A 26393-nucleotide genomic window follows, 5' to 3' on the forward strand; every position below is an offset into this window, starting at 1 on the left:
TCATGGCCAATCTGCGTATCGCGCTGGTGGCCGGGGAAGCTTCCGGCGACATTCTAGGCGCAGGTCTTATGCGGGCCCTCAAGGCCCAGCATCCGGCGGTTGAATTCATTGGCGTCGGCGGTCCACTGATGCAGGCCGAAGGGCTCACGTCCTACTTCCCTATGGAGCGTTTGTCGGTCATGGGACTGGTCGAAGTGCTGGGTCGCCTGCGTGAGCTGTTGGCCCGTCGCAAGCTACTGATCCAGACCCTGATCGAAGAAAAACCCGATGTGTTCATCGGCATCGATGCGCCGGATTTCACGCTCAATATCGAACTCAAGTTGCGTCAGGCCGGCATCAAGACCGTGCACTACGTCAGCCCGTCCGTGTGGGCGTGGCGGCAGAAGCGCGTGCTGAAGATCCGTGAAGGCTGCGACCTGATGCTGACACTGCTGCCGTTCGAGGCGCGGTTCTACGAAGAGAAGGGCGTACCGGTACGGTTTGTGGGGCATACCCTGGCCGATACGATTCCGTTGCAGGCTGACCGCGCCGCCGCGCGTGCCGAGCTGGGCTTGCCCGACGGCCCGTTGGTCGCGCTGATGCCGGGCAGTCGTGGTGGCGAAGTCGGCCGCCTGGCCTCGGTATTCTTTGATGCTGCCGAGCGTCTGCAAGCCTTGAAGCCGGGCGTACGTTTCGTGCTGCCCTGCGCGAGCCCACAGCGTCGTGCGCAGATCGAAACGCTGCTGGAAGGCCGCAACCTGCCGTTGACTCTGCTCGACGGCCAGTCGCACCTGGCCCTGGCGGCCTGTGATGCGGTGCTGATTGCTTCGGGCACAGCCACCTTGGAGGCCTTGCTCTACAAGCGTCCGATGGTGGTGGCCTACCGCTTGGCGCCGCTGACCTTCTGGATTCTCAAGCGCATGGTCAAAAGCCCTTACATCTCCCTGCCCAATCTGCTGGCCCAGCGCCTGTTGGTGCCGGAGTTGTTGCAGGACGATGCGACGCCTGAGGCCCTTGCGCAAACGCTGCTACCGTTGATCGACGGCGGCGAAGAACAGACCCGAGGTTTTGACGACATCCATCGCATATTGCGCCGTGATGCCTCGAACCAGGCGGCCGACGCCGTGCTGACCTTGATCGGCCAGAAACAGGAAGCCTTATGACGACGCAAATGGGTCTGGATTTCAGCCTGGTTGCCGAAGCCCACGAACTGGTCGCCGGTGTCGACGAAGTCGGGCGTGGGCCTTTGTGCGGTGCCGTGGTCACGGCGGCGGTAATCCTCGATCCGAACCGCCCGATCCTCGGCCTCAACGACTCGAAGAAACTCACCGAGGCGCGCCGTGAAAAGCTCTACGACGAGATCATCGAAAAAGCCCTGAGCTGGCACATCGCCCGGGCCGAAGTCGAAGAAATCGACGAGCTGAATATTCTTCACGCCACCATGCTCGCGATGCAGCGTGCGGTTGAAGGCCTGCATATCACGCCCAAAATGGCGATGATCGACGGTAACCGTTGCCCCAAGCTGGCCATGCCTTCTGAGGCGGTGGTGAAGGGTGATAGCAAGGTGCCTGCCATCGCAGCCGCCTCGATCCTGGCCAAAGTCAGCCGTGATCGTGAAATGGCCGCGTTTGAATTGATCTACCCCGGCTACGGCATTGGCGGGCATAAGGGCTATCCGACGCCCGTTCATCTGGAAGCCTTGGCTCGGCTGGGGCCTACGCCGATCCACCGCCGCTCGTTCGCCCCGGTTCGCCAGGCCTATGAGCTGCGCGAGAGCCTCAACGAGGTCTAGTCGCAAGGCTGATGTTTTGCTCAAGGCCCGGTACAATCCGGGCCTTGTTGTTTTCCACGTATAAGAGATCACTATGCCGGCTTCATTCGTTCACCTACGCCTGCACACTGAATACTCCCTGGTCGACGGCCTGGTACGGATCAAACCGCTGGTCAAAACCCTGGTGGGCATGAACATGCCTGCGGTCGCGGTGACCGATCAGAACAACATGTGTTCCCTGGTCAAGTTCTACAAGAACGCCATGGGCGCTGGCATCAAGCCGATCTGCGGCGCTGACCTGTGGCTGTCCAACAAAGATCCGGATAACGCACTTAGCCGTATCAGCCTGTTGGCGATGAACGGCGTGGGTTACCGCAACCTCACCGAACTGATTTCCCGTGGTTTCATCGACGGCCAGCGCAATGGCTCGATCATCATCGAGCGCGAATGGGTCGCCGAGGCCAGCGAAGGGCTGATCATGCTGTCGGCCGCCAAAGAGGGCGAGATCGGTATCGCGCTGCTGGGTGGCAATCCGCAGGAAGCCGAAGTCCTGGCCAAGGAGTGGATGCAGGTCTTTCCTGACCGTTTCTACCTGGAAGTCCAGCGTACCAATCGCCCCAACGACGAAGAGCACCTGCACGCCGCCGTGGCCCTGGCCGACAAGCTGGGCGCGCCGCTGGTTGCCACCAACGATGTGCGCTTCATCAAGAAGGAAGACTTCGAAGCCCACGAAACACGCGTGTGCATCGGCGAAGGCCGGGCCCTGGATGACCCGCGTCGCTCGAAGAACTACAGCGAAGAGCAGTACCTCAAAAGCGCCGACGAGATGGCCGAGCTGTTCAGCGACCTGCCCGAGGCCCTGGAAAACTCTGTCGAAATTGCCAAGCGTTGCAATATCGAAGTCAAGCTGGGCAAGCACTTCCTGCCCAACTTCCCGATTCCCGATGGCATGACCATCGACGAGTACTTCCGCAAAGTCTCGTTCGACGGCCTCGAAGAGCGGCTCAGCGTCCTGCTGCCCAAGGACACCACCGAGGATTACGACGCCAAGCGCCAGGTCTACGTCGACCGGCTGAATTTCGAGCTGGATATCATCATCCAGATGGGGTTCCCCGGTTACTTCCTGATCGTAATGGACTTTATCCAGTGGGCCAAAAGCAACGGCGTGCCGGTAGGTCCTGGCCGGGGGTCGGGTGCCGGTTCGCTGGTGGCCTACGTACAGAAGATTACCGACCTCGACCCGCTGGAATATGACCTGCTGTTCGAACGGTTCCTGAACCCGGAACGGGTTTCCATGCCCGACTTCGACGTCGACTTCTGCATGGACGGCCGTGACCGCGTGATCGAATACGTGGCCGAGAAATACGGTCGCAATGCGGTGAGCCAGATCATCACCTTCGGTTCCATGGCGGCGAAGGCTGTAATCCGTGACGTGGCGCGGGTGCAGGGCAAGTCCTACGGCTTGGCGGATCGCTTGTCGAAGATGATCCCGTTCGAAGTCGGCATGACCCTGGAAAAAGCCTACGAGCAGGAAGAAATCCTGCGCGACTTCATCAAGATCGATGAAGAGGCCGCCGAAATCTGGGACATGGCGCGCAAGCTTGAAGGTGTGGTGCGTAACGTCGGTAAACACGCCGGTGGTGTGGTGATTGCGCCTACAAAACTCACCGACTTTTCGCCGATCTATTGCGACGAAGAAGGCGACGGCCTGGTGACCCAGTTCGACAAGGACGACGTGGAGGCGGCTGGCCTTGTGAAGTTCGACTTCCTTGGCCTGCGGACCCTGACGATCATCGACTGGGCGCTCAAGACCATCAACCGAGAGCGCGCCAAGGTCAACGAAGAGCCACTGGATATCGCGTTTATCCCGTTGGACGACAAACCGACCTACACCTTGCTGCAAAAAGCCGAGACCACGGCGGTGTTCCAGCTTGAGTCGCGCGGCATGAAAGAGCTGATCAAAAAGCTCAAGCCCGACTGCCTGGAAGACTTGATCGCACTGGTGGCCCTGTTCCGTCCGGGGCCGTTGCAATCGGGCATGGTGGACGACTTCATCAACCGTAAGCACGGCCGTGCCGAGTTGGCGTACCCGCACTCCGACTACCAGTACGAAGGCCTCAAGCCGGTATTGGCGCCGACCTACGGCATCATCCTGTATCAGGAACAGGTGATGCAGATCGCCCAGGTGATGGCGGGCTATACCCTCGGCGGCGCGGATATGTTGCGTCGAGCCATGGGTAAGAAAAAGCCCGAGGAGATGGCCAAGCAGCGTGGCGGTTTCATTGAAGGTTGTGCAACCAACAACATCGACGCGGACCTGGCCGGTAACATCTTCGACCTGGTGGAAAAATTCGCCGGTTATGGTTTCAACAAATCCCACTCCGCCGCCTACGGCCTGGTGTCGTACCAGACTGCCTGGCTGAAGGCCCACTACCCGGCGCCGTTCATGGCCGCGGTACTCTCGGCGGATATGCACAACACCGACAAGGTCGTGACCTTGATCGAAGAAGTGCGCACCATGAAGCTGCGCCTCGACGCGCCGGACGTGAACGCCTCGGAGTTCAAGTTCACGGTGAACGACGAAGGCCGCATCATCTATGGCCTGGGCGCGATCAAGGGCGTTGGCGAAAGCCCGGTGGAAGCTATCGTTGAAGCGCGCCAAAGCGGGCCGTTCGCCGACCTGTTCGACTTCTGCGCGCGGGTTGACCTCAAGCGCATCAACAAACGGACCCTCGATGGCCTGATCCGCAGCGGTGCACTCGACCGTCTCGGCCCATATTTCCATGATGAGCCCAAGGCTTACCAGGCGAATATCGACCGCAACCGTGCGGTGTTGCTCACCGCCATGGAAGAAGCGATCAAGGCTGCCGAACAGACCGCCCGCACCCACGACAGCGGCCATGCCGACCTGTTCGGCGGGTTGTTCGTCGAAGAAGACGCGGATGTGTACGGTAACCACCGCAAGGCCAAGGAGCTGACCCTCAAGGAGCGCCTCAAGGGTGAGAAAGACACCTTGGGCCTGTACCTCACGGGTCACCCGATTGACGAATACGAGGGCGAAATTCGTCGTTTCGCCCGTCAGCGCATCATCGACCTGAAACCTGCGCGGGATACCCAGACCGTCGCTGGCATGATCATCGCCTTGCGGGTGATGAAGAATAAAAAGGGCGACAAGATGGGCTTCATCACCCTCGATGACCGTTCGGGGCGCATCGAAGCCTCTCTGTTTGCCGATGCATTCCACTCCGCACAGTCGCTGTTGCAGACCGATGCCATGGTGGTGGTGGAGGGGGAGGTCAGCAATGATGACTTCTCCGGTGGCCTGCGCCTGCGGATCAAGCGAGTGATGAGCATGGAAGACGCGCGCACCAATCTGGCCGAAAGCCTGCGCTTGAAGGTGAAAACCGAAGCGCTCAAGGGCGATCAGCTACGCTGGTTGGGTGATTTGCTCAAGCGCCACCGTGGCGCGTGCCCGGTGACCATGGAGTACACCGGCAGTGACGCCAAGGCCATGTTGCAGTTTGGCGAGACCTGGCGAATTGATCCGGCTGATGGCTTGATTCAAGCATTGCGTGACCAGTTCGGCCGTGACAACGTCTTCCTCCAATACCGTTGACGGTCAGGCAATCCTGCATAGCCTGATCTCGACTGAACATTTAATCTCGACCTATACGCGCCTCTCCCTTAAGGTAGGGCGCGAATAGACAACCGGCTGGCCAGGCACGCCCTGGCCGTCGACCCAAGACGGACGCTTATGAACCCGAATTTTCTTGATTTCGAACAGCCGATCGCTGACCTGCAAGCCAAGATCGAAGAACTGCGCCTGGTCGGCAATGACAATTCGCTGAATATCGGCGATGAAATCGCTCGCCTGCAAGACAAGAGCAGCACGCTTACCGAAGACATCTTCGGCAAGCTGACCAGCTGGCAGATCGCGCGCCTGGCCCGCCACCCGCGCCGTCCTTACACCCTGGACTACATTCAGCACATCTTCACCGAGTTCGACGAACTGCACGGCGACCGCCACTTCTCCGACGACGCGGCCATCGTAGGCGGTATCGCTCGCCTGGACGACCAGCCGGTGATGGTGATCGGTCACCAGAAAGGCCGTGAAGTGCGCGAAAAAGTGCGTCGCAACTTCGGCATGCCGCGTCCTGAAGGCTACCGCAAGGCGTGCCGCCTGATGGAAATGGCCGAACGCTTCAAGATGCCGATCCTGACCTTCATCGATACGCCGGGTGCTTACCCAGGTATCGACGCTGAAGAGCGCAACCAGAGCGAAGCGATCGCCTGGAACCTGCGCGTCATGGCTCGCCTGAAAACCCCGATCATCGCCACTGTGATTGGTGAAGGGGGTTCCGGCGGCGCACTGGCTATTGGCGTCTGTGACCAGTTGAACATGCTGCAGTATTCGACCTACGCGGTGATTTCGCCGGAAGGTTGCGCCTCGATCCTGTGGAAAACGGCCGAGAAAGCGCCGGACGCTGCCGAAGCCATGGGCATTACCGCCGATCGCCTCAAAGGCCTGGGTATCGTGGACAAAGTCATCGCCGAGCCGCTGGGCGGCGCCCACCGCGACCCGGCTGCTGCCGCCGCGACGATCCGCGCTGAACTGGGTTCGCAGCTGGCGATGCTCAAGAAGCTGGATAACGAAGCGCTGCTGGCCCGTCGTTATGAGCGTTTGATGAGCTACGGTCTGTAAGACTACGCAGGACCCAGTGTGGGAGCGGGCTTGCTCGCGAATGCGGTGGATCAGTCGACCTTTCAGTGACTGACACTCTGCATTCGCGAGCAAGCCCGCTCCCACATTTGCTTTGTGTATGCTGAGTCATTGCATTCCAGATAGATGGCGGTATTTTTCATGAAGCCTTCCTTAGCCGCCAAACTCTTGCAAGTTCTGTCACCCTGGCGCAACGCCCCAGCCTGGCACATCGCATTCTCGGGTGGACTTGATTCCACCGTCCTGCTGCATCTCCTCGCCAATCTGGCAAATACCGAATCGCTCCCGTCCCTCCGTGCTGTTCATGTTCATCATGGCTTGCAAGCTGCCGCTGATGCGTGGCCTGCTCACTGCCAGTCGACATGCGACAGCCTGGGCGTGCCGTTGCGCGTGATGCATGTGCAGGTGCAACCCGGCGCCAGTCTTGAGCGTGCCGCGCGTGACGCGCGTTACCAGGTGTTTACCGAGGTGACCGGGGCAAGGGAGGTGCTGCTGACAGGCCAGCATCGCGATGATCAGGCTGAAACCTTGTTATTCCGACTCTTGCGCGGGGCTGGTGTGCGCGGGCTGGCGGCGATGCCAGTACAGCGCCCGCTGGCGACTGGCACTCTTGTGCGGCCCTTGTTGGATGTCTCGCGTGCAGAGCTGGAAGCCTATGCCGAGGCGCATCAGCTCAAATGGATCGAAGATCCTTCCAATGCGGACTCGCGATTCTCCCGCAATTACCTGCGCCATCGCGTGCTTCCTGTCCTGACGGAACGTTGGCCGCAGGCTACCGCAAACCTGGCGCGCACCGCCGAGCACCTGAGTGAAGCCCAAGACTTGCTGGATGAGCTGGCGCAGATGGACTTGCGAGCCGCCAATCAATTTTCGTCGTTTTCATGGCTTCATTTACCGTCCTTGGCCCTTGCACCTTTGCGCGAGCTTACCGACGCCCGCCAGCGCAACGCCCTACGCCACTGGCTAACCCCTCTGACCCGTTTACCCGACAGCGACCACTGGGCCAGCTGGCATTCCCTGCGTGATGCCAAGGGCGACGCACAGCCCCTGTGGCGGCTGGCGGACGGTGATATGCAGCGCAGCGGTGAGCGTATCTGGTGGCTGCCCTCCACTTGGTCGGAATTTTCCGACGCGACGGTGAGCTGGCCCGATCCGCAAAACCCACTAGAGTTACCCGGCAATGGTCAGGTGAAACTGACAGGCAGGGTGCCTGGAGGTGCATTGACGATCCGCTACCGCCAGGGCGGCGAAATCCTCACAGTGCCAGGCCGCGGTCGGCGTGACTTGAAGCGCCTGCTTAACGAAAGTGGCCTGCCGGGCTGCGTCCGTGGCAGATTGCCGCTGCTGTACCAGGGCGAGCAATTGCTGGGTGCGCCCAGCCTTGCGGGACTCTGGCCGGCACCGAGTGATGACTGGCAATTACATTGGATGCCACAGACCTGCGATCAAGGTTTGAGCTGATAGAGCCTTTCCGGTAGACTACGCTCCCTTCTTGATACAACTTCTGTGGATTCAACTGAATCGCAGCAGTTGCCGATTACCAAGCAGTCTTTGCTGGGCGATTCCAAAAAATGTGTAGCGATCAACGTACCGGTGTTTCATTGCTGGTCTGTCACCACGCGGCGGTTTTTTTGAAAGGTGCACTGTGATTAATGCAGGTGATCGGGGGCTTCGGCCTTCCTTCGCTTTCCCCGGCGGCTCGGACCGCTTTAACGCAGACTTCTAGGGTTTTTCATGACGCGCTACATATTCGTCACGGGCGGTGTTGTTTCTTCATTGGGGAAAGGCATCGCATCGGCTTCATTGGCGGCCATCCTGGAGGCGCGGGGACTTAAGGTCACCATGCTCAAGCTGGACCCGTACATCAACGTTGACCCGGGCACCATGAGCCCGTTCCAGCACGGTGAAGTGTTCGTCACCCACGACGGCGCCGAGACGGACCTGGACCTGGGCCACTACGAGCGGTTCATCCGCACGACCATGACCCAGAACAACAATTTCACCACCGGCCGTGTCTACGAGCACGTGCTGCGCAAGGAGCGCCGTGGTGACTACCTGGGTGCAACCATCCAGGTGATCCCGCACATCACCGACGAAATCAAGCGCCGCATCATCAAGGGTGCAGGCGATGCCGACGTGGCCATGGTCGAGATCGGTGGCACCGTCGGTGACATCGAGTCGCAACCGTTCCTCGAAGCCATCCGCCAGCTGCGTTTCGAAGTCGGCGCCAAGCGCGCGATGCTGATGCACCTGACCCTGGTGCCGTACATCGCCACTGCCGGCGAAACCAAAACCAAGCCTACCCAGCATTCGGTCAAGGAACTGCGTTCCATCGGCCTGCAGCCGGACGTGCTGGTGTGCCGCTCTGATCACCCGATCGACATTTCCTCGCGTCGCAAGATCGCGCAGTTCACCAACGTTGAAGAACGTGCGGTGATCGCGCTGGAAGACGCCGACACCATCTACAAGATCCCGGGCATCCTGCATTCGCAAGGCCTGGACGATTTTGTGGTCGAGCGTTTCGGCCTGCAATGCAACGGCGCGGACCTGTCCGAGTGGGAAGCCGTGGTCGACGCCAAGCTCAACCCTGAGCACGAAGTCACCATCGCGATGGTCGGCAAGTACATGGAACTGCTGGACGCGTACAAATCGCTGATCGAAGCGATGAGCCACGCCGGTATCAGCAACCGTACCAAGGTCAACCTGCGCTACATCGACTCCGAAGACATCGAGAACCAAGGCACTGCCTTGCTCGAAGGTGTGGACGCGATCCTCGTGCCAGGCGGTTTCGGCCTGCGTGGCGTGGAAGGCAAGATCACGGCTGTTCAATATGCTCGCGAGAACAAGGTGCCGTATCTGGGTATCTGCCTGGGCATGCAAGTGGCCGTCATCGAGTTCGCCCGTAACGTGCTGGGCTGGAAAGACGCCAACTCCACCGAGTTCGACAGCAAGAGCGGTCACCCGGTCGTGGGCCTGATCACCGAGTGGGAAGATGCCACCGGCGCGGTCGAGACCCGTACCGAAGCCTCCGACCTGGGCGGCACCATGCGCCTCGGCGCGCAGGACTGCCTGCTGGAGCCGGGCTCGCTGGTTCACGATTGCTACGGCAAGGACGTGATCGTCGAGCGTCACCGTCACCGCTACGAAGTGAACAACAACCTGCTGCCGCAAATCAAAGAGGCCGGCCTGAAAATTTCCGGTCGCTCCGGTGATGGCGCGCTGGTTGAAGTGGTCGAAGCACCGGATCATCCATGGTTCGTCGCGTGCCAGTTCCACCCTGAGTTCACCTCCACGCCGCGCGACGGTCACCCGTTGTTCAGCGGTTTCGTCAAAGCTGCACTGACGCAACATCAGAAGAAGGCGTAACCCTGATGGCCCAGAAGATCATTCGCGTAGGCGACATCGAGATTGCCAACGACAAGCCCATGGTGCTGTTCGGCGGCATGAACGTGCTGGAAAGCCGCGACATGGCGATGCAGGTCTGCGAAGAGTACGTGAAGGTTACCGAGAAACTCGGTATCCCTTACGTGTTCAAGGCCAGCTTCGACAAGGCCAACCGTTCGTCCGTGACCTCCTATCGCGGCCCAGGCCTTGAAGAAGGCATGCGGATCTTCCAGGACATCAAGCAAGCCTTCGGCGTGCCGATCATCACCGACGTCCACGAGCCTGAGCAGGCTGCCGTGGTCGCCGAGGTGTGTGACATCATCCAGTTGCCGGCCTTCCTGTCGCGCCAGACCGACCTGGTCGTCGCGATGGCCAAGACCGGTGCGGTGATCAATATCAAGAAAGCCCAGTTCCTCGCGCCCCAGGAGATGAAACACATCCTGAACAAGTGCGTGGAAGCGGGTAATGAGCAGTTGATCCTCTGCGAGCGCGGTTCTAGCTTCGGCTACAACAACCTCGTGGTGGACATGCTCGGTTTCGGCATCATGAAACAGTTCGAATACCCGGTGTTCTTCGACGTGACCCACGCGCTGCAAATGCCCGGTGGTCGCGCCGATTCCGCTGGTGGGCGTCGTGCCCAGGTGCTGGACCTGGCCAAGGCCGGCATCAGCCAGTCCCTGGCGGGCCTGTTCCTGGAAGCCCACCCGGACCCGGACAACGCCAAATGCGACGGCCCATGCGCCCTGCGCCTGGACAAGCTGGAGCCATTCCTGGCCCAGCTCAAGCAGTTGGACGAACTGGTCAAGAGTTTTCCGACGGTAGAGACCGCGTAAGCCGCGTTTCTCCGGTAGAATTTCCCACGCTTTACGCTCAGGCCTGCGGGCCTGAGCCTTGTCGTCTGCAAGCCTGCCCCGTTGTTCCACCCTTGCGGTCGGTCAAAAGATTTCCTTCAGCTGCGTCGTTTTCGTCAACTTTGGAGTGTTTACAACAATGGCAAAAATCGTCGACATCAAAGGTCGTGAAGTTCTCGACTCCCGTGGCAACCCCACCGTCGAAGCCGACGTGCTTCTCGATAACGGCATCATCGGCAGCGCCTGCGCGCCGTCCGGTGCTTCTACCGGTTCGCGCGAAGCGCTGGAACTGCGTGATGGCGACAAGAGCCGTTACCTGGGCAAGGGTGTACTCAAGGCTGTAGCCAACATCAACGGTCCGATCCGTGACCTGTTGCTGGGCAAGGACCCGCTGGACCAGAAAGCCCTGGACCACGCGATGATCAAGCTCGACGGCACCGAAAACAAAGGCAGCCTGGGCGCCAACGCCATCCTCGCCGTGTCCCTGGCCGCCGCCAAGGCTGCTGCCCAGGACCAGGACCTGCCGCTGTACGCACACATCGCCAACCTGAACGGCACGCCGGGTGTTTACTCGATGCCGGTGCCGATGATGAACATCATCAACGGTGGCGAGCACGCCGATAACAACGTCGACATCCAGGAATTCATGGTGCAGCCGGTTGGCGCCAAGACCTTCTCCGAGGGCCTGCGCATGGGCACCGAGATTTTCCATCACCTCAAAGCTGTGCTGAAGGCCCGTGGCCTGAGCACTGCGGTAGGTGACGAAGGTGGTTTCGCACCGAACCTGGCGTCCAACGAAGATGCACTGAAAGTGATCTCCGAAGCCGTGGCCAACGCTGGCTACAAATTGGGCACTGACGTAACCCTGGCCCTGGACTGCGCGGCCAGCGAGTTCTTTGAGGACGGCAAGTACAACCTCTCCGGCGAAGGTCAGGTGTTCAACTCCGAAGGTTTCGCTGACTACCTGAAGGGCTTGACCGAGCGCTACCCGATCATCTCGATCGAAGACGGCCTGGACGAGTCCGACTGGGACGGCTGGAAAATCCTCACCGACAAGATCGGCGAGAAAATCCAACTGGTGGGCGACGACCTGTTCGTGACCAACACCAAGATCCTGAAAGAAGGCATCGATAAAAAGATCGCCAACTCGATCCTGATCAAGTTCAACCAGATCGGCACCCTGACCGAAACCCTGGAAGCCATCCAGATGGCCAAGGCTGCGGGCTACACTGCCGTGATCTCCCACCGCTCCGGCGAAACCGAAGATTCGACCATTGCCGACCTGGCCGTGGGCACCTCGGCGGGCCAGATCAAGACCGGTTCCCTGTGCCGTTCCGACCGCGTTTCCAAGTACAACCAATTGCTGCGTATCGAAGAGCAACTGGCAGGCAAGGCCAAGTACAACGGTCGCGGCGAGTTTCGCGGCTGATCAGTAAATGTTAAAAAGTCGGCGGATTGCGTCGGAAAACTCACGACAGTGTGTATTTCGACGCTAATCTGATGGCTATCAAGCACAAGCCTGGTTCTTCCAGGCTTCGTGCTATCAGTTGCTTCAAAAGTTTTGCATGGCTGTCTTTTTTCACTGGATACCCGATATTCGATGCGCAGTCCCAATTGGTTGTTCCTCGTCTTGCTCTTGTTGCTGGCTGGCCTGCAGTACCGCCTATGGGTGGGTAATGGCAGCTTTGCGCAGGTAAAAGACCTGACCGAGCAAATTGCTGCACAGCACGCCGAAAACGAGATCTTGCTGGAGCGTAACCGCGTCCTCGATGCCGAAGTGCTTGAGCTGAAAAAAGGTACGGAGACCGTTGAAGAGCGGGCTCGTCATGAATTAGGCATGGTCAAGGAGGGCGAAACCCTCTACCAGTTGGCCCAATGAACCTTAGTTTGCCGGCCTTCTGGGCCGTGATTCCTGCCGCGGGCGTTGGTGCCCGTATGGCCGCGGACCGTCCCAAGCAATACTTGCAACTGGGCGGGCGCACTATTCTCGAACACAGCCTTGACTGTTTTCTCGACCATCCATCCCTCAAGGGCTTGGTGGTCAGTCTTGCCTCTGATGATCCTTATTGGCCCACGCTGACGTGTGCGGCTGACCCGCGTATCCAACGTGCGGACGGCGGCTCGGAGCGTTCGGGCTCGGTACTCAATGCGCTGTTGCACCTGAATGCCTTGGGTGCCAGTGATGACGATTGGGTGCTGGTACACGATGCGGCACGACCGAACCTGAGTCGCGATGACCTCGACAAACTGTTGGCTGAGCTGGCGCACGACCCGGTCGGCGGCCTGCTTGCCGTGCCGGCCCGCGACACGCTCAAGCGCGTCGACAAGCACGGACGTGTGGTTGAGACCGTCGACCGCAGCCTGATCTGGCAAGCCTACACGCCGCAGATGTTCCGCCTCGGTGCCTTGCATCGCGCATTGGCCGACAGTCTGGTGGCGGATGCCGTCATCACGGACGAAGCGTCGGCCATGGAGTGGTCTGGCCAGGCGCCGCGCCTGATCGAAGGGCGCTCGGACAATATCAAGGTGACCCGGCCGGAAGACCTGGAGTGGTTGCGGTTGCGGTGGGCGAACCGTAGGTAGTCAGCTAGACCGTGTCGACCCCTTCGCGAGCAAGCCCACACACTTGATCGCGTGCGTCCTGAAGAAACGCGGTCAAAATGTGGGAGCGGGCTTGCTCGCGAAGAGGCCAGTACAAACACCCCATAATCACCTGCTGTACTCCGGTCTCCCAGCCAGCCCCTCCTTCAAGAAATCCACCAACTTCCTGACCTTAGGCGACAAATGCCTTTGCTGTGGATACAGCGCCCACACCGCCGTATTTGGCGGCTGGTGCGCCTCCAGCAACGACACCAGCGCGCCACTGTGCAGGTGCTCCAGCACGTAATAGTCCGGCAACTGGCACAACCCCACGCCCTGCAACGCCGCGTCCAGCACGGCTTGCCCACTGTTGCAACGCCAGTTTCCCTGTACCCGCTGGGAAAATTCCCGCCCGTCCTGGGCCAGTTGCCAGATATCCGAGCTGCCGATCAAGCAGTTATGCCGACTCAATTCCGACAAACTATGTGGCCGACCATACCGCGCCAGGTAGGACGGCGACGCGCACAAGTACATGCGCCTGGGCGCCAGGCGGCTGGCGACCATGCGCGAATCCTGCAAACGCCCCAGGCGGATCGCCAGGTCGAGGCCTTCATGCACCAGGTCCAGCTGGCGGTTGCTCAACTCGATATCCACCCGCAGTTGTGGATAGAGCGCCATGAACCGTGTGACCAGCGGCACGATAAAACGCTCGCCGTACGCCACCGCGCAGGTCATGCGCAACATGCCCTTGGGTTCACTGGTAAGGTCGCCGACTGCGCGCAAGGCTTCTTCGCGGCCGTCCTGCAGGCGTTGGCAATGTTGCAGGAACGTCTGGCCCGCTTCGGTGAGGGTCACCTTGCGCGTACTGCGGTACAGCAGCCGCGTTTGCAGGCGTTCTTCCAGGCGCGCCACTTGACGGCTGATGTGGGACGACGACACGCCCAGGCGTTCCGCCGCCGCGGTGAACTGGCTGCATTCGGCGACCGCGACGAACTCATCGATGCCTTCCCAGCGGTTTTCCAACATCACGATTATCCCTGTACAGCAATAAAGTTTTGCTTTTGTCCGGATTATTCATCAGCCAGCCATGTTTTACACTCTCCGTCTCAGTTTTTAACCGCCTGGAGAAACCCGGATGATCAAGTCCCGCGCTGCCGTAGCCTTCGAAGCCAAGAAGCCCCTTGAGATTGTTGAAGTGGATGTCGCCATGCCCAAGGCTGGCGAAGTGTTGCTGCGCGTAGTCGCTTCGGGCGTGTGCCATACCGACGCCTACACGCTGTCGGGTGCTGATCCGGAAGGCATCTTCCCGTCGATTCTCGGTCACGAGGGCGGTGCGGTGGTCGAAGCGATCGGCGAAGGCGTGACGTCCGTTGCAGTGGGTGATCACGTGATCCCGCTGTACACCCCGGAGTGCGGCAAGTGCAAATTCTGCCTGTCGGGTAAGACCAACCTGTGCCAGGCCATTCGCTCCACCCAGGGCAAAGGCCTGATGCCGGACGGCACCACGCGTTTCTCCTACAAAGGCCAGCCGATTTTCCACTACATGGGCACCTCGACTTTCTCCGAGTACACCGTGCTGCCGGAAATTTCCGTGGCCAAGATTCCTAAAGAAGCCCCGTTGGAAAAAGTCTGCCTGCTGGGCTGTGGCGTCACCACCGGTATCGGTGCAGTGATCAACACGGCCAAGGTCAAAGCGGGCGACACCGTGGCTATCTTCGGTCTTGGCGGTATCGGCCTGTCGGCGGTGATTGGCGCAGTTAAAGCCAAGGCCGGCCGTATCATCGCCATCGATATCAACCCGGCCAAATTCGAAATCGCCAAGCAACTGGGCGCCACCGACTGCATCAACCCGAAAGACTACGATCGCCCGATCCAGGACGTCATCGTCGACCTCACCGACGGCGGCGTGGACTTCTCCTTCGAATGCATCGGCAACGTACAGCTGATGCGCGCCGCGCTTGAGTGCTGCCACAAAGGTTGGGGTGAGTCGGTGATCATCGGCGTCGCCGGTGCCGGCCAGGAAATCGCTACCCGTCCATTCCAACTGGTGACCGGTCGCGTCTGGCGCGGTTCGGCCTTCGGCGGCGTGCGCGGCCGCAGCGAATTGCCAAGCTACGTGGAAATGGCTCAGACCGGCGAGATCCCGCTGGACACCTTCATCACCCACACCATGGGCCTGGAAGACATCAACAAAGCGTTTGACCTGATGCATGAAGGCAAGAGCATTCGTACCGTCATTCACTTCTGAGGTCGGCCATGAGTCTGGAAAATCTGTCGTGCCAGAAAAGCTTCGGCGGCTGGCATAAACGCTACAAGCATCATTCCGATGTGCTCGGTTGCGACATGACCTTCGCCGTCTACCTGCCGCCGCAAGCGGAGGAGGGCGGCAAGTTGCCGGTGCTGTACTGGCTCTCCGGCCTGACCTGCACCGACGAGAACTTCATGCAGAAGGCCGGCGCCCAGCGCGTGGCTGCCGAGCTGGGGTTGATCATCGTTGCGCCGGACACCAGCCCACGTGGGCCGGGTGTTCCGGGCGATCCGGATAACGCCTGGGATTTCGGCCTCGGCGCCGGCTTCTACCTGAATGCCACCCAGGAACCCTGGGCCAAGCACTATCGGATGCATGACTACGTGGTGCAGGAATTGCCGGCCTTGGTTGAAGCGCATTTCCCGGCCTCGGGCAAGCGCGGCATCAGTGGCCACTCCATGGGCGGCCACGGGGCGCTGGTGTGTGCGTTGCGCAACCCTGGGCGTTACCTGTCGGTGTCGGCGTTTTCGCCGATCAACAACCCGATGGATTGCCCGTGGGGCCAGAAAGCCTTCTCGCGTTATTTGGGCGAAGAGCGCTCTAAATGGCGCGAGTGGGACGCCTGCGTGCTGATCAGCGAAGCCTCGGAAAAGCTGCCGCTGCTGGTGGACCAGGGCGATCGCGACGACTTCCTCGCTGTGCAACTCAAGCCTGAAGCCCTGCAGCAAGCGGCCAAGGCGGCCAACCATCCGCTGGAACTGCGCCTGCAACCCGGCTACGACCACAGCTACTTCTTTATCGCCAGCTTCATCGAAGACCATTTGCGACACCATGGCCGTGCTTTGCTCGGTTAATGTGAGGCAAAAGTAGGTAGAATCACGCCCTGAATTAAATCGGGGCGTTTTTTTATGCGTATTGGCCACGGCTACGATGTGCACCGTTTCGCCGAAGGCGATTTCATCACCCTGGGCGGCGTGCGCATTGCACACCACCATGGGTTGCTGGCTCATTCCGACGGCGACGTTGTGTTGCATGCCTTGAGCGATGCCTTGCTCGGCGCGGCGGCGTTGGGCGATATCGGCAAGCACTTTCCGGACACCGACCCGACCTTCAAGGGCGCGGACAGCCGTGTATTGCTGCGCCATGTGGTCGGCCTGATCCATGCCCAGGGCTGGAAGGTCGGCAACGTCGACAACACCATCGTGGCCCAGGCGCCGAAGATGGCTCCCCATATCGAGTCGATGCGCGCGTTGATCGCGGCGGATCTGCAAATTGAACTGGAACAAGTGAACGTGAAAGCCACCACCACCGAAAAGCTCGGGTTCACCGGTCGTGAAGAGGGCATCGCCGTGCACTCCGTTGCCTTGTTGCTGCGCGCATGAATGATCTGCAACTGTTGGGGCCACGGGCCTATGGCGAGGCCCTGGGCAGCGCGGTCCTGAAGGCGACCGCCGAAGACTTCCAGGTTGACGAAGTGCTGGATATCCCGTTGACCGGCGAGGGCGAGCACCTCTGGTTGTGGGTGGAGAAGCGTGGTCTCAACACCGAGGAAGCCGCGCGGCGTATCGCCAAGGCGGCAGGCGTGCCGTTGCGCACCGTCAGCTATGCCGGGCTCAAGGATCGCCAGGCGTTGACCCGCCAATGGTTCAGCGTGCAGCTGCCAGGCAAGGCCGACCCGGACATGAGCGCTGCGCAAAACGACACCCTCAAGATCCTCAAGACCGCTCGCCACAAGCGCAAGCTGCAGCGCGGTGCGCACTCGGCCAATGGTTTCACCTTGCGCCTGACTCAGTTGGCCGGTGATACCGCGGCTATCGACGCGCGGTTGCAACTGATTGCACAACACGGCATTCCCAATTATTTCGGCGCGCAGCGTTTTGGCCACAACGGCGGCAATGTGGTGGATGCCCGTGAGTGGGCCGCGCGCAAGGCCTTGCCGGAACAGCGCAACGTGCGATCGCGGTTGCTGTCCACGGCGCGCAGCTTCTTGTTCAACAAAGTGTTGGCGGCGCGTGTGGCCGATGGTTCGTGGCAGCGCGCCCAGGTCGGCGACTTGCTGGCCTTTACCGACAGCCGCAGTTTTTTTCCGGCGGGGGAGGCTGAATGCAGCGACCCGCGCCTGGCGATCCTGGACCTGCACCCGACCGGCCCACAGTGGGGCGAAGGCGATTCACCTGCCACGGGTGCAACCTTTGAACTGGAGCAGGCAGTCGCCGCCGGTGAACCCGACCTGCGTGATTGGCTGGTGAATGCCGGCATGAGCCAGGAACGTCGCATTCTGCGACTGCCCATTGGCGGTTTGACGTGGCATTATCCCTCGCTGGACATTCTGCAATTGGAATTCGTCCTGCCGGCCGGATGCTTCGCCACTGTCTTGGTGCGCGAGCTTGTTGATCTGGTGCCGGTGGGGCAGACGGACAACCCATGCGTATTCTGATATCAAACGATGACGGTGCCACCGCACCCGGTCTTGCCGCGCTTTATGCTGCGCTGGAAGATTACGCCGAGTGCGTGGTGGTCGCCCCCGACCAGGACAAGAGCGGCGCCAGCAGTTCGCTGACGCTCGACCGTCCGCTGCACCCGCAAGTCCTGGCCAATGGCTTTATCAGCGTGAACGGCACCCCCACCGACTGCGTCCATTTGGCGATCAACAGCCTGCTGGATCAGGAGCCGGACCTGGTGGTATCGGGTATCAACCTCGGTGCCAACCTAGGCGACGACGTGCTGTATTCCGGCACCGTGGCGGCGGCGCTTGAAGGTCGCTTCCTGGGGCGTACGGCGTTTGCCTTTTCGTTTGCTTCGCGCCAACTGGACAACCTGCCGACCGCTGCGTATTTCGCGCGCAAGCTGGTGGAGGCCCATGGCTCCCTGAACCTGCCACCGCGCACGGTGCTCAACGTCAATATCCCCAACTTGCCCCTCGACCATATTCGCGGCATCCAGCTGACGCGCCTGGGCCATCGTGCCCGCGCGGCGGCGCCGTTGAAGGTGGTCGACCCGCGTGGCAAGGAGGGCTATTGGATTGCCGCGGCGGGTGATGCGGAAGATGGCGGTGAGGGCACCGACTTCCATGCCGTGATGCAAGGTTACGTATCGATTACCCCGTTGCAATTCGATCGCACCTTCAGTGATGCCTTCAGTGGTCTCGATGGCTGGCTGGAGGGGCTGCGCTGATGGGCCGTGAACAAGACGACTTGCTGCGCCGGGGCATCGGCATGACGTCCCAGCGCACCCGCGAACGCTTGATCCAGCGCTTGTACGAAGAGGGTTTGTCCAACGCCCAGGTGCTGGAAGTGATCCGGCGTACGCCTCGGCACCTGTTTGTCGATGAAGCCCTGGCCCACCGTGCCTATGAAGACACCGCGCTGCCCATCGGCCACAACCAGACCATCTCCCAGCCTTACATGGTGGCGCGCATGAGCGAGCTGCTGCTGGCGGCGGGGCCTTTGGACAAGGTGTTGGAAATCGGCACCGGCTCCGGCTACCAGACCGCCGTGCTGGCGCAGCTGGTTGAGCGGGTGTTCTCGGTCGAGCGCATCAAGGTGCTGCAAGACCGTGCCAAGGAGCGCCTGGTGGAGTTGAACCTGCGCAACGTGGTGTTTCGCTGGGGCGATGGCTGGGAAGGTTGGCCGGCGCTGGCGCCGTACAACGGCATCATCGTCACCGCCGTGGCCACCGATGTGCCCCAGGCGTTGCTCGATCAACTCGCTCCAGGCGGACGCCTGGTCATCCCGGTAGGCTCCGGCGAAGTGCAACAATTGATGCTCATTATTCGTGAGGAAGAAGGCTTTTCCCGGCATGTACTCGGCGCCGTGCGCTTCGTGCCATTGCTCAATGGCCCGCTGGCCTGATCATTTGTTCGCCGGCAGTGAATTCTGTTGGCGGGGATGTGTCTTACGGCGGGGTCCATCGAGTCAACATGATCGGGCGTCGGGATTAAACACGATGAATTTTTCGTTTCAGTCGTGTGCCGGTAAAAAGCCAATGCCCAGTTATACTTGCGTCATATTTCAAGCCTGATACAGGCAATCATGTTCAGCCACCACAAAGGGAGCGGCGGGTGAGTCTCACAGGTCTTGCGCAGCGTATGAGTAAAACAAGCTTTCATCGACTGGTGCTTGGCCTCGTCTTCAGTTCCGTGTTGGTCGGGTGTTCCAGCTCGCCAAGCAGCGGCGCACGGGTAGTTGACCGTAATAATGCGGCCCCGCAAAAACCGACGGTGACCACCGGGCAGTACGTAGTACGCAAAGGCGATACGATGTTCTCGATCGCCTTCCGTTATGGTTGGGATTACAAGGCACTCGCAGCTCGTAACAATATTCCTGTGCCCTACACGATACATCCGGGTCAGACGATTCGCTTCGATGGACGCACCGGTTCAACGCCTACGGCAGTTGTGACAAACACTGGATCTTCGCCATCGTCTTCAAGCAAAACCACCATCATCACCCGGCCTGCAGGCACCGCCACGCCGACCCCTGCGACCAAGCCGGCACCCGCGCCGTTGCCACCTGCCGGGCCTGCGCCGACCGGTTGGGGATGGCCCTCAAACGGAGTGCTGATTGGAAAATTCTCTTCAAACGGTAGTTTGAATAAAGGCATTGATATCGCCGGGGATTTGGGACAGCCTGTTTTAGCTGCGTCTGATGGGACGGTGGTGTACGCCGGGAGTGGTTTACGGGGCTACGGCGAGCTTGTCATCATCAAACACAGCGATACCTACGTCAGTGCTTACGGCCACAACCGTAGGCTGTTGGTTCGGGAGGGGCAGCAGGTCAAGGTCGGACAGACAATTGCCGAAATGGGGTCAACTGGTACAGACCGGGTGAAACTGCACTTTGAGATTCGCCGCCAAGGGAAGCCTGTAGACCCACTGCAATTCCTACCCCGTCGTTGATGTGTTGCACAGCCTGTTCCCTCACGTAGAAGGAACAGGCTCCAGCGTTGCCAAGGATAAAGGCGCCGCTTGAGCTTGAGGTCGAACTCACCAAAGGACTATAACAATGGCTCTCAGTAAAGAAGCGCCGGAGTTTGACATCGACGATGAGGTTCTCCTTATGGAGACCGGTATCGATACGGAATCGATGTCGAATGAGGGACCTGCTGTACCTTCAGTTCGCACCAAGTCCAAGAACTCCACCGCGTTAAAGCAACACAAGTACATTGACTACACGCGGGCGCTCGATGCGACCCAGCTGTACCTCAATGAAATCGGCTTTTCCCCTCTGCTGACCCCCGAAGAAGAAGTCCATTTTGCGCGCTTGTCGCAAAAGGGCGATCCGGCTGGGCGCAAGCGCATGATTGAAAGCAACCTGCGCCTGGTGGTGAAAATCGCCCGACGCTACGTCAATCGTGGGCTGTCCCTGTTGGACCTGATCGAGGAAGGCAACCTGGGCTTGATCCGGGCTGTGGAGAAGTTCGATCCTGAGCGGGGCTTCCGCTTTTCGACCTATGCCACCTGGTGGATTCGCCAGACCATCGAACGGGCGATCATGAATCAGACCCGCACGATCCGGTTGCCGATCCATGTGGTCAAGGAGCTCAACGTCTACCTGCGGGCAGCGCGTGAGCTTACCCAAAAACTCGATCATGAACCTTCGCCCGAAGAAATCGCCAACCTGCTGGAAAAACCGGTAGGAGAGGTCAAGCGCATGCTGGGTCTCAATGAGCGCGTGTCTTCGGTCGATGTCTCGCTGGGTCCGGATTCGGATAAAACCCTGCTGGACACCCTGACGGATGATCGTCCTACCGATCCTTGCGAGCTGTTGCAGGACGATGATCTTTCCCAAAGCATTGACCAGTGGCTGTCAGAGCTCACGGACAAGCAGCGTGAGGTGGTGATTCGCCGCTTCGGCCTGCGTGGCCATGAGAGCAGCACCCTGGAGGACGTAGGCCTGGAGATCGGTCTGACCCGTGAGCGGGTGCGGCAGATCCAGGTGGAAGGGCTCAAGCGCTTGCGTGAGATCCTGGAGAAGAATGGCTTGTCGAGTGAGTCGTTGTTCCAGTAATACGCAGGACGAAATGTGGGAGCGGGCTTGCTCGCGAAAGGGGAGTGTCAGTCAACGAATGTACCGACTGATTCACCGCTTTCGCGAGCAAGCCCGCTCCCACATTTTTTTTGCCCGGCATTACATGGGTGTTAGAGCCAAATCCCGGGCATAAAAAAACCCCGCTTTTAAGGGCGGGGTCTTTTCGACTAAGTCAGTACAAGTTAGATAACTTGAACTTCTTCAGCTTGCATGCCTTTCTGACCGCGGGTAGCGATGAAAGAAACCTGTTGGCCTTCTTTCAGGCTTTTGAAGCCGTCGGATTGGATAGCTTTGAAGTGAACGAACAGGTCGTCACCGGATTGTGGAGTGATGAAGCCGAAGCCTTTTTCATCGTTGAACCACTTAACGGTACCAGTTTGGCGATTAGACATGGTGTATCTCCTTGGACAAAGTTAACTGCGACTCAGGAAAAGCCCTGGCCGAGACTGAGTGCAAAGAGCAGGAAAAATTCTTGGAGATGGTTGGATCGAAATTCAACATATCGTGTAGAGATTCTCAGTGACACAAGCAGCACAGTGGCGCCACCTTAACCCTTTTTCCGGGACGTGCCAATGATATTTCCGAAGGTTTCTCCAAATTCGTGACTGGCGGTGGTATTTCCGCTCACCGGGCACGCCAATACAGGTCCCGGCCCCGCTGGCTGCGGCTTATAGGAGCAGGCACATTCGTCAAGAAAAGCCTTGTGGCCTTTGAACCCCAACGCCAGCCCCGGTAAGATGCCCCACAGAATTTTTCCACCTCGCTATTCAGGACACCCGCCATGAGCATCAAATCGGACAAGTGGATTCGCCGCATGGCGCAGGAACACGGCATGATCGAACCGTTCGTCGAGCGCCAGATCCGCGGCCAAGGCGATGCCCCGGTGATTTCCTATGGTGTCTCCAGCTACGGCTACGATGTGCGCTGCGCCGATGAGTTCAAGGTGTTCACCAACATCAATTCGGCGATCGTCGATCCTAAGAACTTCGACGAAAAAAGCTTCGTCGACGTCAAGAGCGACGTGTGCATCATTCCGCCGAACTCCTTCGCCCTGGCGCGCACCGTGGAATTCTTCCGCATTCCCCGTGACGTGCTGACCATCTGCCTGGGTAAAAGCACTTACGCGCGTTGCGGCATTATCGTCAACGTGACGCCGCTCGAGCCCGAGTGGGAAGGCCATGTGACGCTGGAGTTCTCCAACACCACCACGCTGCCGGCGAAAATCTACGCCAACGAAGGCGTGGCACAGATGCTGTTCCTGCAGTCCGACGAGGCCTGTGAAGTGTCCTACAAAGACCGCGCAGGCAAGTATCAGGGCCAGCGTGGTGTCACCCTCCCACGCGCTTGATCGAAAGCTCCTACGCGTAAAGGGAATTAGTCAGCAGAAAGTGACTCTATCTAGGTGTACTGCCCCGGCGCGTGTAAAACGCGCCGGGCCACGCTTGAGGAGTACTTTATGAAGCTCGACCCGCGAATAAGCGCAGAACTTGCCCGGCTTGAACCCAACCAGATTGGCGTTCTGGCCTGGTCCCTGATGGCCGATCCTGCTTATGCGGGCGGCATCCCCGGCCAGCCTGAGCCGGACTATCCACAGCCCACCGAGCCTGGCGAGCCGACCTTACCGGACGAGCCACCACCCGCGCCGGTTGCCTGATTTTTAGCTTACTGGCCAGACTTCATGATCGCCAATCACATAGATTCGGCGGTCATTGTCCTGCTGCATCGCATGCCCCCCGGTAAATGCACCGAACGCCGGTAGCAGGCTGACTCGGGCCCCGATCATAAAGCACGGCAGCCGCAGGCTCTGCCGACCCTTGCCGCGCAACCGATACACCGGATGTACATGCCCCGCCAGCACGTGGTGGCTGGGATGGGCATCAGGTTCATGCTGCAAGGCAAAAGGGCCCATCAGCAGGGGCTCCGCAACCACGTCTATCCTCAAATCCTCGGGTGGGTCGCCTGCGCGTTTATCGTGATTGCCGCGAATCAAGGTCATGGGCAGGTCAGGATTAAGGGCCCGCCAGCTTCTCAATGCGCCCAGTGTGCCACTGGCGTGCGATCCCGGACCGTGCAGGAAGTCGCCGAGAAAGATCACCTGGGTGCAGGCTAGCGCTGAGAGCAACCGGTCCAGGCGCTGCAGGTTCTCGGTGGTGGTGCCCTGTGGCACCGGCTGCCCGAGGCTGCGATACGCCGAGGCCTTGCCGAAATGCGCATCGGCGATCATCAGGCACTGGCGCGCAGGCCAGTAGACGGCCTTGTCAGCCAGCAACCACAATTCCTCACCCTCAAGCATCACCTTGCACACCATCAGTGCTTCCCTTTATCCGCGACTTTTTCAAGGTCCTTGACCATTCGTGCAATGCGCTCCGAAAGTTTTTCCGAACTCATGCTTTCGCGCATCCGTTCAACCAGTAGCGGGAATGCCAGGGGCGTAGGGCGTTCGATCCGTTGCAAGTCCAGTTTCAGCGCGCAAAGGTGACGCAATGTCTCTTCCAAGCGACGAATATCCAGCTCATCGCGTAGGACTTCCTCGCCTGCCTGGGTCAGTAACAGGTTCTGTGGGTCGTACTGCTTGAACACCTCAAAGAACAACCCGCTGGAAGCCTGCACCTGCCGGGTACTTTTCGGCGCGCCGGGGTAGCCGGCAAATACCAGCCCGGCAATGCGCGCGATTTCACGGAAACGGCGCAGGGCCAGTTCCCCCGCATTCAGGCTGGCCGCCACGTCTTCCAGTAAATGTTCAGGGCTCAGTAGTGCATTATTGAGCACTGCCGGCCAATCCACTGCGGTGGCACTCAATAACTCCAGCCCGTAATCATTGACTGCAATCGAAAACGTCACTGCCTGCTGATGGCTCACCCGCCATGCCAGCAGACTCGCCAGTCCTAAATGAACCTGGCGCCCGGCGAAGGGATAGAGAAACAGGTGCCAGCCTTCCCGTGACTTAAGCGTCTCGGCCAACAAATGCTCGCGCGTCGGCAAGCCGGACCAGCGCAATTGTGTCTGCAACAAGGGTTGCACCGCCTGCATCTCCGGCCCGTCAAAATGCCCATGGGCCGCAGCATCAAAGCGCTTCACCACCGCTTGCGCCAGCTCATTGGAAAGCGGCATGCGCCCGCCATTCCAGCGCGGTACGGCGGCCTTCTTTGCGGTGCTGCGACGCACGTACGCGGTCATGTTTTCCACGCGGACCAATTCCAGCAAGCGACCGGCAAACAGAAACCCATCTCCCGGCTTGAGCCGTGCGATAAACCCTTCCTCGACACTCCCCAGGTTCTTGCCGCCACCGCCCTTGCTCCAGAATTTCAGGTTGATGCTTGCATCACTGACAATAGTGCCCACGCTCATCCGATGGCGCCGCGCCAGTCGTGCATCCGGGACGCGCCAGATGCCGTGCTCGTCCGGCTCCACGCGGCGGTAATCCGGGTAGGCCGTCAGCGACAGCCCACCGTGTCGCACAAAACCCAGGGCCCATGCCCAGTCTTCAGCCGTCAGGTCATGGTAGGCCCAGGCACTGCGCACTTCCGCCAGCAACGCATCCGGCGTAAAGCCGCCGCCCAGCGCCATGCTCACCAAATGTTGTACGAGCACATCCAAAGGCTTGTAAGGCGATTCCCGTGCCTCGATACGCCGTTGCGCAATCGCATCTTGGGCCGCGGCGGCTTCCACCAACTCCAGGCTGTGGGTCGGCACCAACGTCACTCGCGAGGGCCGCCCCGGCGCATGCCCCGAGCGCCCGGCGCGCTGCATCAAGCGCGCCACACCTTTGGCAGAACCGATCTGCAATACGCGCTCCACTGGCAGGAAATCCACTCCCAGGTCCAGGCTTGAGGTGCACACCACCGCCTTGAGCTGGCCGTCTTTCAAGGCCCGTTCCACCCAGTCGCGGGTCTCTCGTGACAGGGAACCATGGTGCAGCGCAATCACCCCGGCCCAATCGGGGCGGGCGTCCAGCAATGCCTGGAACCAAATCTCCGATTGCGCCCGCGTATTGGTAAACACCAGGCAACTATTACTGGCGTCTACCTCGGCCACCACCTGGGGCAACATTTTCAAACCGATATGACCGGCCCACGGAAAGCGCTCGGTCACGGGCGGCAATAAGGTGTCGATGACCAACTGTTTAGCCGTTTGCCCCTGCACATTGATCCCGTCGCCCTGTGGGACCAAGACTTCCAGCGCGTGAGCCTGATTACCCAAGGTCGCCGAAATGCCCCACACCATTAAATCAGGGTGCCAGCGTCGCAACCGTGCCAGCGCCAATTGCAGTTGCACGCCGCGTTTATTGCCGATCAGTTCGTGCCACTCATCCACGATCACCATGCGCAGGTGCCCCAGGCTGGCCTCGCTGTCGGCGCGGGCGAGCATCAGCGTCAGGCTTTCCGGGGTGGTGACCAGCGCGGTGGGTTGGCGACGGGTCTGCCGCGCGCGTTCGCTGTTGCTGGTGTCGCCGGTACGCAGGCCGACGCTCCACGGAATCTGTAGCGCTTCAAGTGGCGCTTCGAGGGCGCGCGCGGTGTCGGCGGCGAGGGCGCGCATGGGGGTGATCCACAGTACCGTCAGTGGTTCGGCGGGCGGTTTGCGTTTGCTGGTAGTGGGAGCACGGGTAATGGCGAAACGATTGAGAGCAGCAAACCACAGTGCGTAGGTCTTCCCTGCACCGGTGCTGGCATGCAGCAATCCCGAGTGGCCTGCTTTAACCGCCGCCCATACGTCTTTTTGAAAGGTGAACGGCTTCCAGCCCTTGGCGGCAAACCATGTCTTGGCGAAGTTGCGGGAAGTTGCCATACAACGGCTGATACTCTGGAGGGCCTATTTCAGAGACCCTCCC

General features: G+C 60.0%; 24 protein-coding genes. 20 read left to right on the forward strand and 4 right to left on the reverse strand.

What is annotated here, in order from left to right; genetic code table 11:
- The first annotated feature begins 2 nt into the window (after nt 1–2).
- The 10 genes from lpxB (at nt 3) to ispD (ending at nt 13288) form a co-directional block, all read left to right on the forward strand.
- Nucleotides 3–1142, forward strand: coding sequence for a lipid-A-disaccharide synthase (gene lpxB / locus HX812_RS09195; RefSeq protein ID WP_038849183.1), 1140 nt, complete (start codon nt 3–5; stop codon nt 1140–1142).
- Nucleotides 1139–1771, forward strand: coding sequence for a ribonuclease HII (rnhB, locus tag HX812_RS09200; protein WP_038849180.1), 633 nt, complete (start codon nt 1139–1141; stop codon nt 1769–1771). The genes lpxB and rnhB overlap by 4 nt, the downstream gene beginning before the upstream one ends.
- Nucleotides 1772–1844: 73 nt before the next feature.
- A complete protein-coding gene (dnaE, locus tag HX812_RS09205) occupies nt 1845–5366 on the forward strand; it encodes a DNA polymerase III subunit alpha (protein WP_038849178.1) in 3522 nt (1173 codons plus the stop codon).
- Nucleotides 5367–5504: 138 nt separating this feature from the next.
- Nucleotides 5505–6452 carry an acetyl-CoA carboxylase carboxyltransferase subunit alpha gene (locus HX812_RS09210; RefSeq protein ID WP_016976871.1) on the forward strand — a complete coding sequence of 316 codons (948 nt, stop codon included), beginning with the start codon at nt 5505–5507 and terminating at the stop codon, nt 6450–6452.
- A 159-nt stretch (nt 6453–6611) separates the two neighbouring features.
- Nucleotides 6612–7931: a tRNA lysidine(34) synthetase TilS gene (gene tilS, locus HX812_RS09215; RefSeq protein WP_038843622.1), complete on the forward strand. Its 1320-nt coding sequence runs from the start codon at nt 6612–6614 to the stop codon at nt 7929–7931.
- Between the two features lie 273 nt (nt 7932–8204).
- Nucleotides 8205–9836, forward strand: a complete 1632-nt coding sequence (locus HX812_RS09220) for a CTP synthase (protein WP_010212443.1) — start codon at nt 8205–8207, stop codon at nt 9834–9836.
- Between the two features lie 5 nt (nt 9837–9841).
- Nucleotides 9842–10687, forward strand: coding sequence for a 3-deoxy-8-phosphooctulonate synthase (gene kdsA, locus HX812_RS09225; RefSeq protein ID WP_038843623.1), 846 nt, complete (start codon nt 9842–9844; stop codon nt 10685–10687).
- A gap of 157 nt (nt 10688–10844) precedes the next feature.
- On the forward strand, nt 10845–12134 hold the full coding sequence (gene eno, locus HX812_RS09230) for a phosphopyruvate hydratase (RefSeq protein WP_038843626.1): 1290 nt from the start codon (nt 10845–10847) through the stop codon (nt 12132–12134).
- Between the two features lie 171 nt (nt 12135–12305).
- Nucleotides 12306–12584 carry a cell division protein FtsB gene (gene ftsB / locus HX812_RS09235; RefSeq protein ID WP_003231201.1) on the forward strand — a complete coding sequence of 93 codons (279 nt, stop codon included), beginning with the start codon at nt 12306–12308 and terminating at the stop codon, nt 12582–12584.
- Nucleotides 12581–13288 (forward strand): 2-C-methyl-D-erythritol 4-phosphate cytidylyltransferase, encoded by a 708-nt coding sequence (gene ispD / locus HX812_RS09240; protein WP_038843628.1) that lies wholly within the window; start codon nt 12581–12583, stop codon nt 13286–13288. The genes ftsB and ispD overlap by 4 nt, the downstream gene beginning before the upstream one ends.
- Nucleotides 13289–13414: 126 nt before the next feature.
- Here the strand turns inward: ispD and HX812_RS09245 are convergent, their stop codons facing one another.
- A complete protein-coding gene (locus HX812_RS09245) occupies nt 13415–14311 on the reverse strand; it encodes a LysR substrate-binding domain-containing protein (protein ID WP_038843629.1) in 897 nt (298 codons plus the stop codon).
- Between the two features lie 109 nt (nt 14312–14420).
- On the opposite strand from HX812_RS09245, the gene HX812_RS09250 reads away from it, so the two are divergent.
- The 8 genes from HX812_RS09250 (at nt 14421) to rpoS (ending at nt 21541) form a co-directional block, all read left to right on the forward strand.
- A complete protein-coding gene (locus tag HX812_RS09250; RefSeq protein WP_038843632.1) occupies nt 14421–15533 on the forward strand; it encodes an S-(hydroxymethyl)glutathione dehydrogenase/class III alcohol dehydrogenase in 1113 nt (370 codons plus the stop codon).
- A gap of 8 nt (nt 15534–15541) precedes the next feature.
- Nucleotides 15542–16387, forward strand: a complete 846-nt coding sequence (gene fghA / locus HX812_RS09255; protein ID WP_038843634.1) for an S-formylglutathione hydrolase — start codon at nt 15542–15544, stop codon at nt 16385–16387.
- A 54-nt stretch (nt 16388–16441) separates the two neighbouring features.
- Nucleotides 16442–16915 (forward strand): 2-C-methyl-D-erythritol 2,4-cyclodiphosphate synthase, encoded by a 474-nt coding sequence (ispF, locus tag HX812_RS09260; protein WP_038843635.1) that lies wholly within the window; start codon nt 16442–16444, stop codon nt 16913–16915.
- Nucleotides 16912–17970, forward strand: a complete 1059-nt coding sequence (gene truD, locus HX812_RS09265; protein ID WP_038843638.1) for a tRNA pseudouridine(13) synthase TruD — start codon at nt 16912–16914, stop codon at nt 17968–17970. The genes ispF and truD overlap by 4 nt, the downstream gene beginning before the upstream one ends.
- The gene (gene surE, locus HX812_RS09270; protein ID WP_038843639.1) at nt 17958–18707 is read left to right on the forward strand and encodes a 5'/3'-nucleotidase SurE; all 750 of its coding nucleotides are present in this window, start codon (nt 17958–17960) and stop codon (nt 18705–18707) included. The genes truD and surE overlap by 13 nt, the downstream gene beginning before the upstream one ends.
- Before the next feature lie 41 nt (nt 18708–18748).
- Complete coding sequence (locus HX812_RS09275) at nt 18749–19384, forward strand: protein-L-isoaspartate(D-aspartate) O-methyltransferase (protein WP_010212427.1); 636 nt, start codon at nt 18749–18751, stop codon at nt 19382–19384.
- Nucleotides 19385–19593: 209 nt separating this feature from the next.
- Entirely contained in the window at nt 19594–20430 is an 837-nt protein-coding gene (locus HX812_RS09280; protein WP_038843641.1) for a peptidoglycan DD-metalloendopeptidase family protein, read from the forward strand.
- Nucleotides 20431–20536: 106 nt separating this feature from the next.
- Entirely contained in the window at nt 20537–21541 is a 1005-nt protein-coding gene (gene rpoS, locus HX812_RS09285) for an RNA polymerase sigma factor RpoS (RefSeq protein WP_016976882.1), read from the forward strand.
- A gap of 203 nt (nt 21542–21744) precedes the next feature.
- On the opposite strand, the gene HX812_RS09290 is transcribed toward rpoS, so the two are convergent.
- Nucleotides 21745–21954 carry a cold-shock protein gene (locus HX812_RS09290; protein WP_002554837.1) on the reverse strand — a complete coding sequence of 70 codons (210 nt, stop codon included), beginning with the start codon at nt 21952–21954 and terminating at the stop codon, nt 21745–21747.
- Between the two features lie 389 nt (nt 21955–22343).
- Here HX812_RS09290 and dcd point away from each other — a divergent pair, with 389 nt between their 5' ends.
- Nucleotides 22344–22910, forward strand: coding sequence for a dCTP deaminase (gene dcd / locus HX812_RS09295; protein ID WP_010212421.1), 567 nt, complete (start codon nt 22344–22346; stop codon nt 22908–22910).
- Between the two features lie 108 nt (nt 22911–23018).
- The gene (locus HX812_RS09300; RefSeq protein ID WP_016976883.1) at nt 23019–23216 is read left to right on the forward strand and encodes a hypothetical protein; all 198 of its coding nucleotides are present in this window, start codon (nt 23019–23021) and stop codon (nt 23214–23216) included.
- Nucleotides 23217–23219: 3 nt separating this feature from the next.
- Here the strand turns inward: HX812_RS09300 and pdeM are convergent, their stop codons facing one another.
- Nucleotides 23220–23870 carry a ligase-associated DNA damage response endonuclease PdeM gene (pdeM, locus tag HX812_RS09305; RefSeq protein WP_038850399.1) on the reverse strand — a complete coding sequence of 217 codons (651 nt, stop codon included), beginning with the start codon at nt 23868–23870 and terminating at the stop codon, nt 23220–23222.
- Entirely contained in the window at nt 23870–26350 is a 2481-nt protein-coding gene (locus HX812_RS09310) for a ligase-associated DNA damage response DEXH box helicase (protein WP_038850398.1), read from the reverse strand. The genes pdeM and HX812_RS09310 overlap by 1 nt, the downstream gene beginning before the upstream one ends.
- Between the last annotated feature and the right edge of the window lie 43 nt (nt 26351–26393).

The organism is Pseudomonas sp. IPO3749 (genome assembly GCF_013386605.1).
GTDB lineage: Bacteria > Pseudomonadota > Gammaproteobacteria > Pseudomonadales > Pseudomonadaceae > Aquipseudomonas > Aquipseudomonas azotoformans_A.

Coding starts and splice junctions, on each gene's coding strand:
- eno (WP_038843626.1), top strand. CDS start 10,845: ATGGCAAAAATCGTCGACATCAAAGGTCGTGAAGTTCTCGACTCCCGT.
- ispF (WP_038843635.1), top strand. CDS start 16,442: ATGCGTATTGGCCACGGCTACGATGTGCACCGTTTCGCCGAAGGCGAT.
- HX812_RS09220 (WP_010212443.1), top strand. CDS start 8,205: ATGACGCGCTACATATTCGTCACGGGCGGTGTTGTTTCTTCATTGGGG.
- HX812_RS09245 (WP_038843629.1), bottom strand. CDS start 14,311: ATGTTGGAAAACCGCTGGGAAGGCATCGATGAGTTCGTCGCGGTCGCC.
- rpoS (WP_016976882.1), top strand. CDS start 20,537: ATGGCTCTCAGTAAAGAAGCGCCGGAGTTTGACATCGACGATGAGGTT.
- lpxB (WP_038849183.1), top strand. CDS start 3: ATGGCCAATCTGCGTATCGCGCTGGTGGCCGGGGAAGCTTCCGGCGAC.
- tilS (WP_038843622.1), top strand. CDS start 6,612: ATGAAGCCTTCCTTAGCCGCCAAACTCTTGCAAGTTCTGTCACCCTGG.
- HX812_RS09290 (WP_002554837.1), bottom strand. CDS start 21,954: ATGTCTAATCGCCAAACTGGTACCGTTAAGTGGTTCAACGATGAAAAA.
- HX812_RS09250 (WP_038843632.1), top strand. CDS start 14,421: ATGATCAAGTCCCGCGCTGCCGTAGCCTTCGAAGCCAAGAAGCCCCTT.
- ftsB (WP_003231201.1), top strand. CDS start 12,306: ATGCGCAGTCCCAATTGGTTGTTCCTCGTCTTGCTCTTGTTGCTGGCT.
- pdeM (WP_038850399.1), bottom strand. CDS start 23,870: ATGGTGTGCAAGGTGATGCTTGAGGGTGAGGAATTGTGGTTGCTGGCT.
- HX812_RS09300 (WP_016976883.1), top strand. CDS start 23,019: ATGAAGCTCGACCCGCGAATAAGCGCAGAACTTGCCCGGCTTGAACCC.
- dcd (WP_010212421.1), top strand. CDS start 22,344: ATGAGCATCAAATCGGACAAGTGGATTCGCCGCATGGCGCAGGAACAC.
- ispD (WP_038843628.1), top strand. CDS start 12,581: ATGAACCTTAGTTTGCCGGCCTTCTGGGCCGTGATTCCTGCCGCGGGC.
- truD (WP_038843638.1), top strand. CDS start 16,912: ATGAATGATCTGCAACTGTTGGGGCCACGGGCCTATGGCGAGGCCCTG.
- HX812_RS09210 (WP_016976871.1), top strand. CDS start 5,505: ATGAACCCGAATTTTCTTGATTTCGAACAGCCGATCGCTGACCTGCAA.
- surE (WP_038843639.1), top strand. CDS start 17,958: ATGCGTATTCTGATATCAAACGATGACGGTGCCACCGCACCCGGTCTT.
- HX812_RS09310 (WP_038850398.1), bottom strand. CDS start 26,350: ATGGCAACTTCCCGCAACTTCGCCAAGACATGGTTTGCCGCCAAGGGC.
- kdsA (WP_038843623.1), top strand. CDS start 9,842: ATGGCCCAGAAGATCATTCGCGTAGGCGACATCGAGATTGCCAACGAC.
- rnhB (WP_038849180.1), top strand. CDS start 1,139: ATGACGACGCAAATGGGTCTGGATTTCAGCCTGGTTGCCGAAGCCCAC.
- fghA (WP_038843634.1), top strand. CDS start 15,542: ATGAGTCTGGAAAATCTGTCGTGCCAGAAAAGCTTCGGCGGCTGGCAT.
- HX812_RS09275 (WP_010212427.1), top strand. CDS start 18,749: ATGACGTCCCAGCGCACCCGCGAACGCTTGATCCAGCGCTTGTACGAA.
- dnaE (WP_038849178.1), top strand. CDS start 1,845: ATGCCGGCTTCATTCGTTCACCTACGCCTGCACACTGAATACTCCCTG.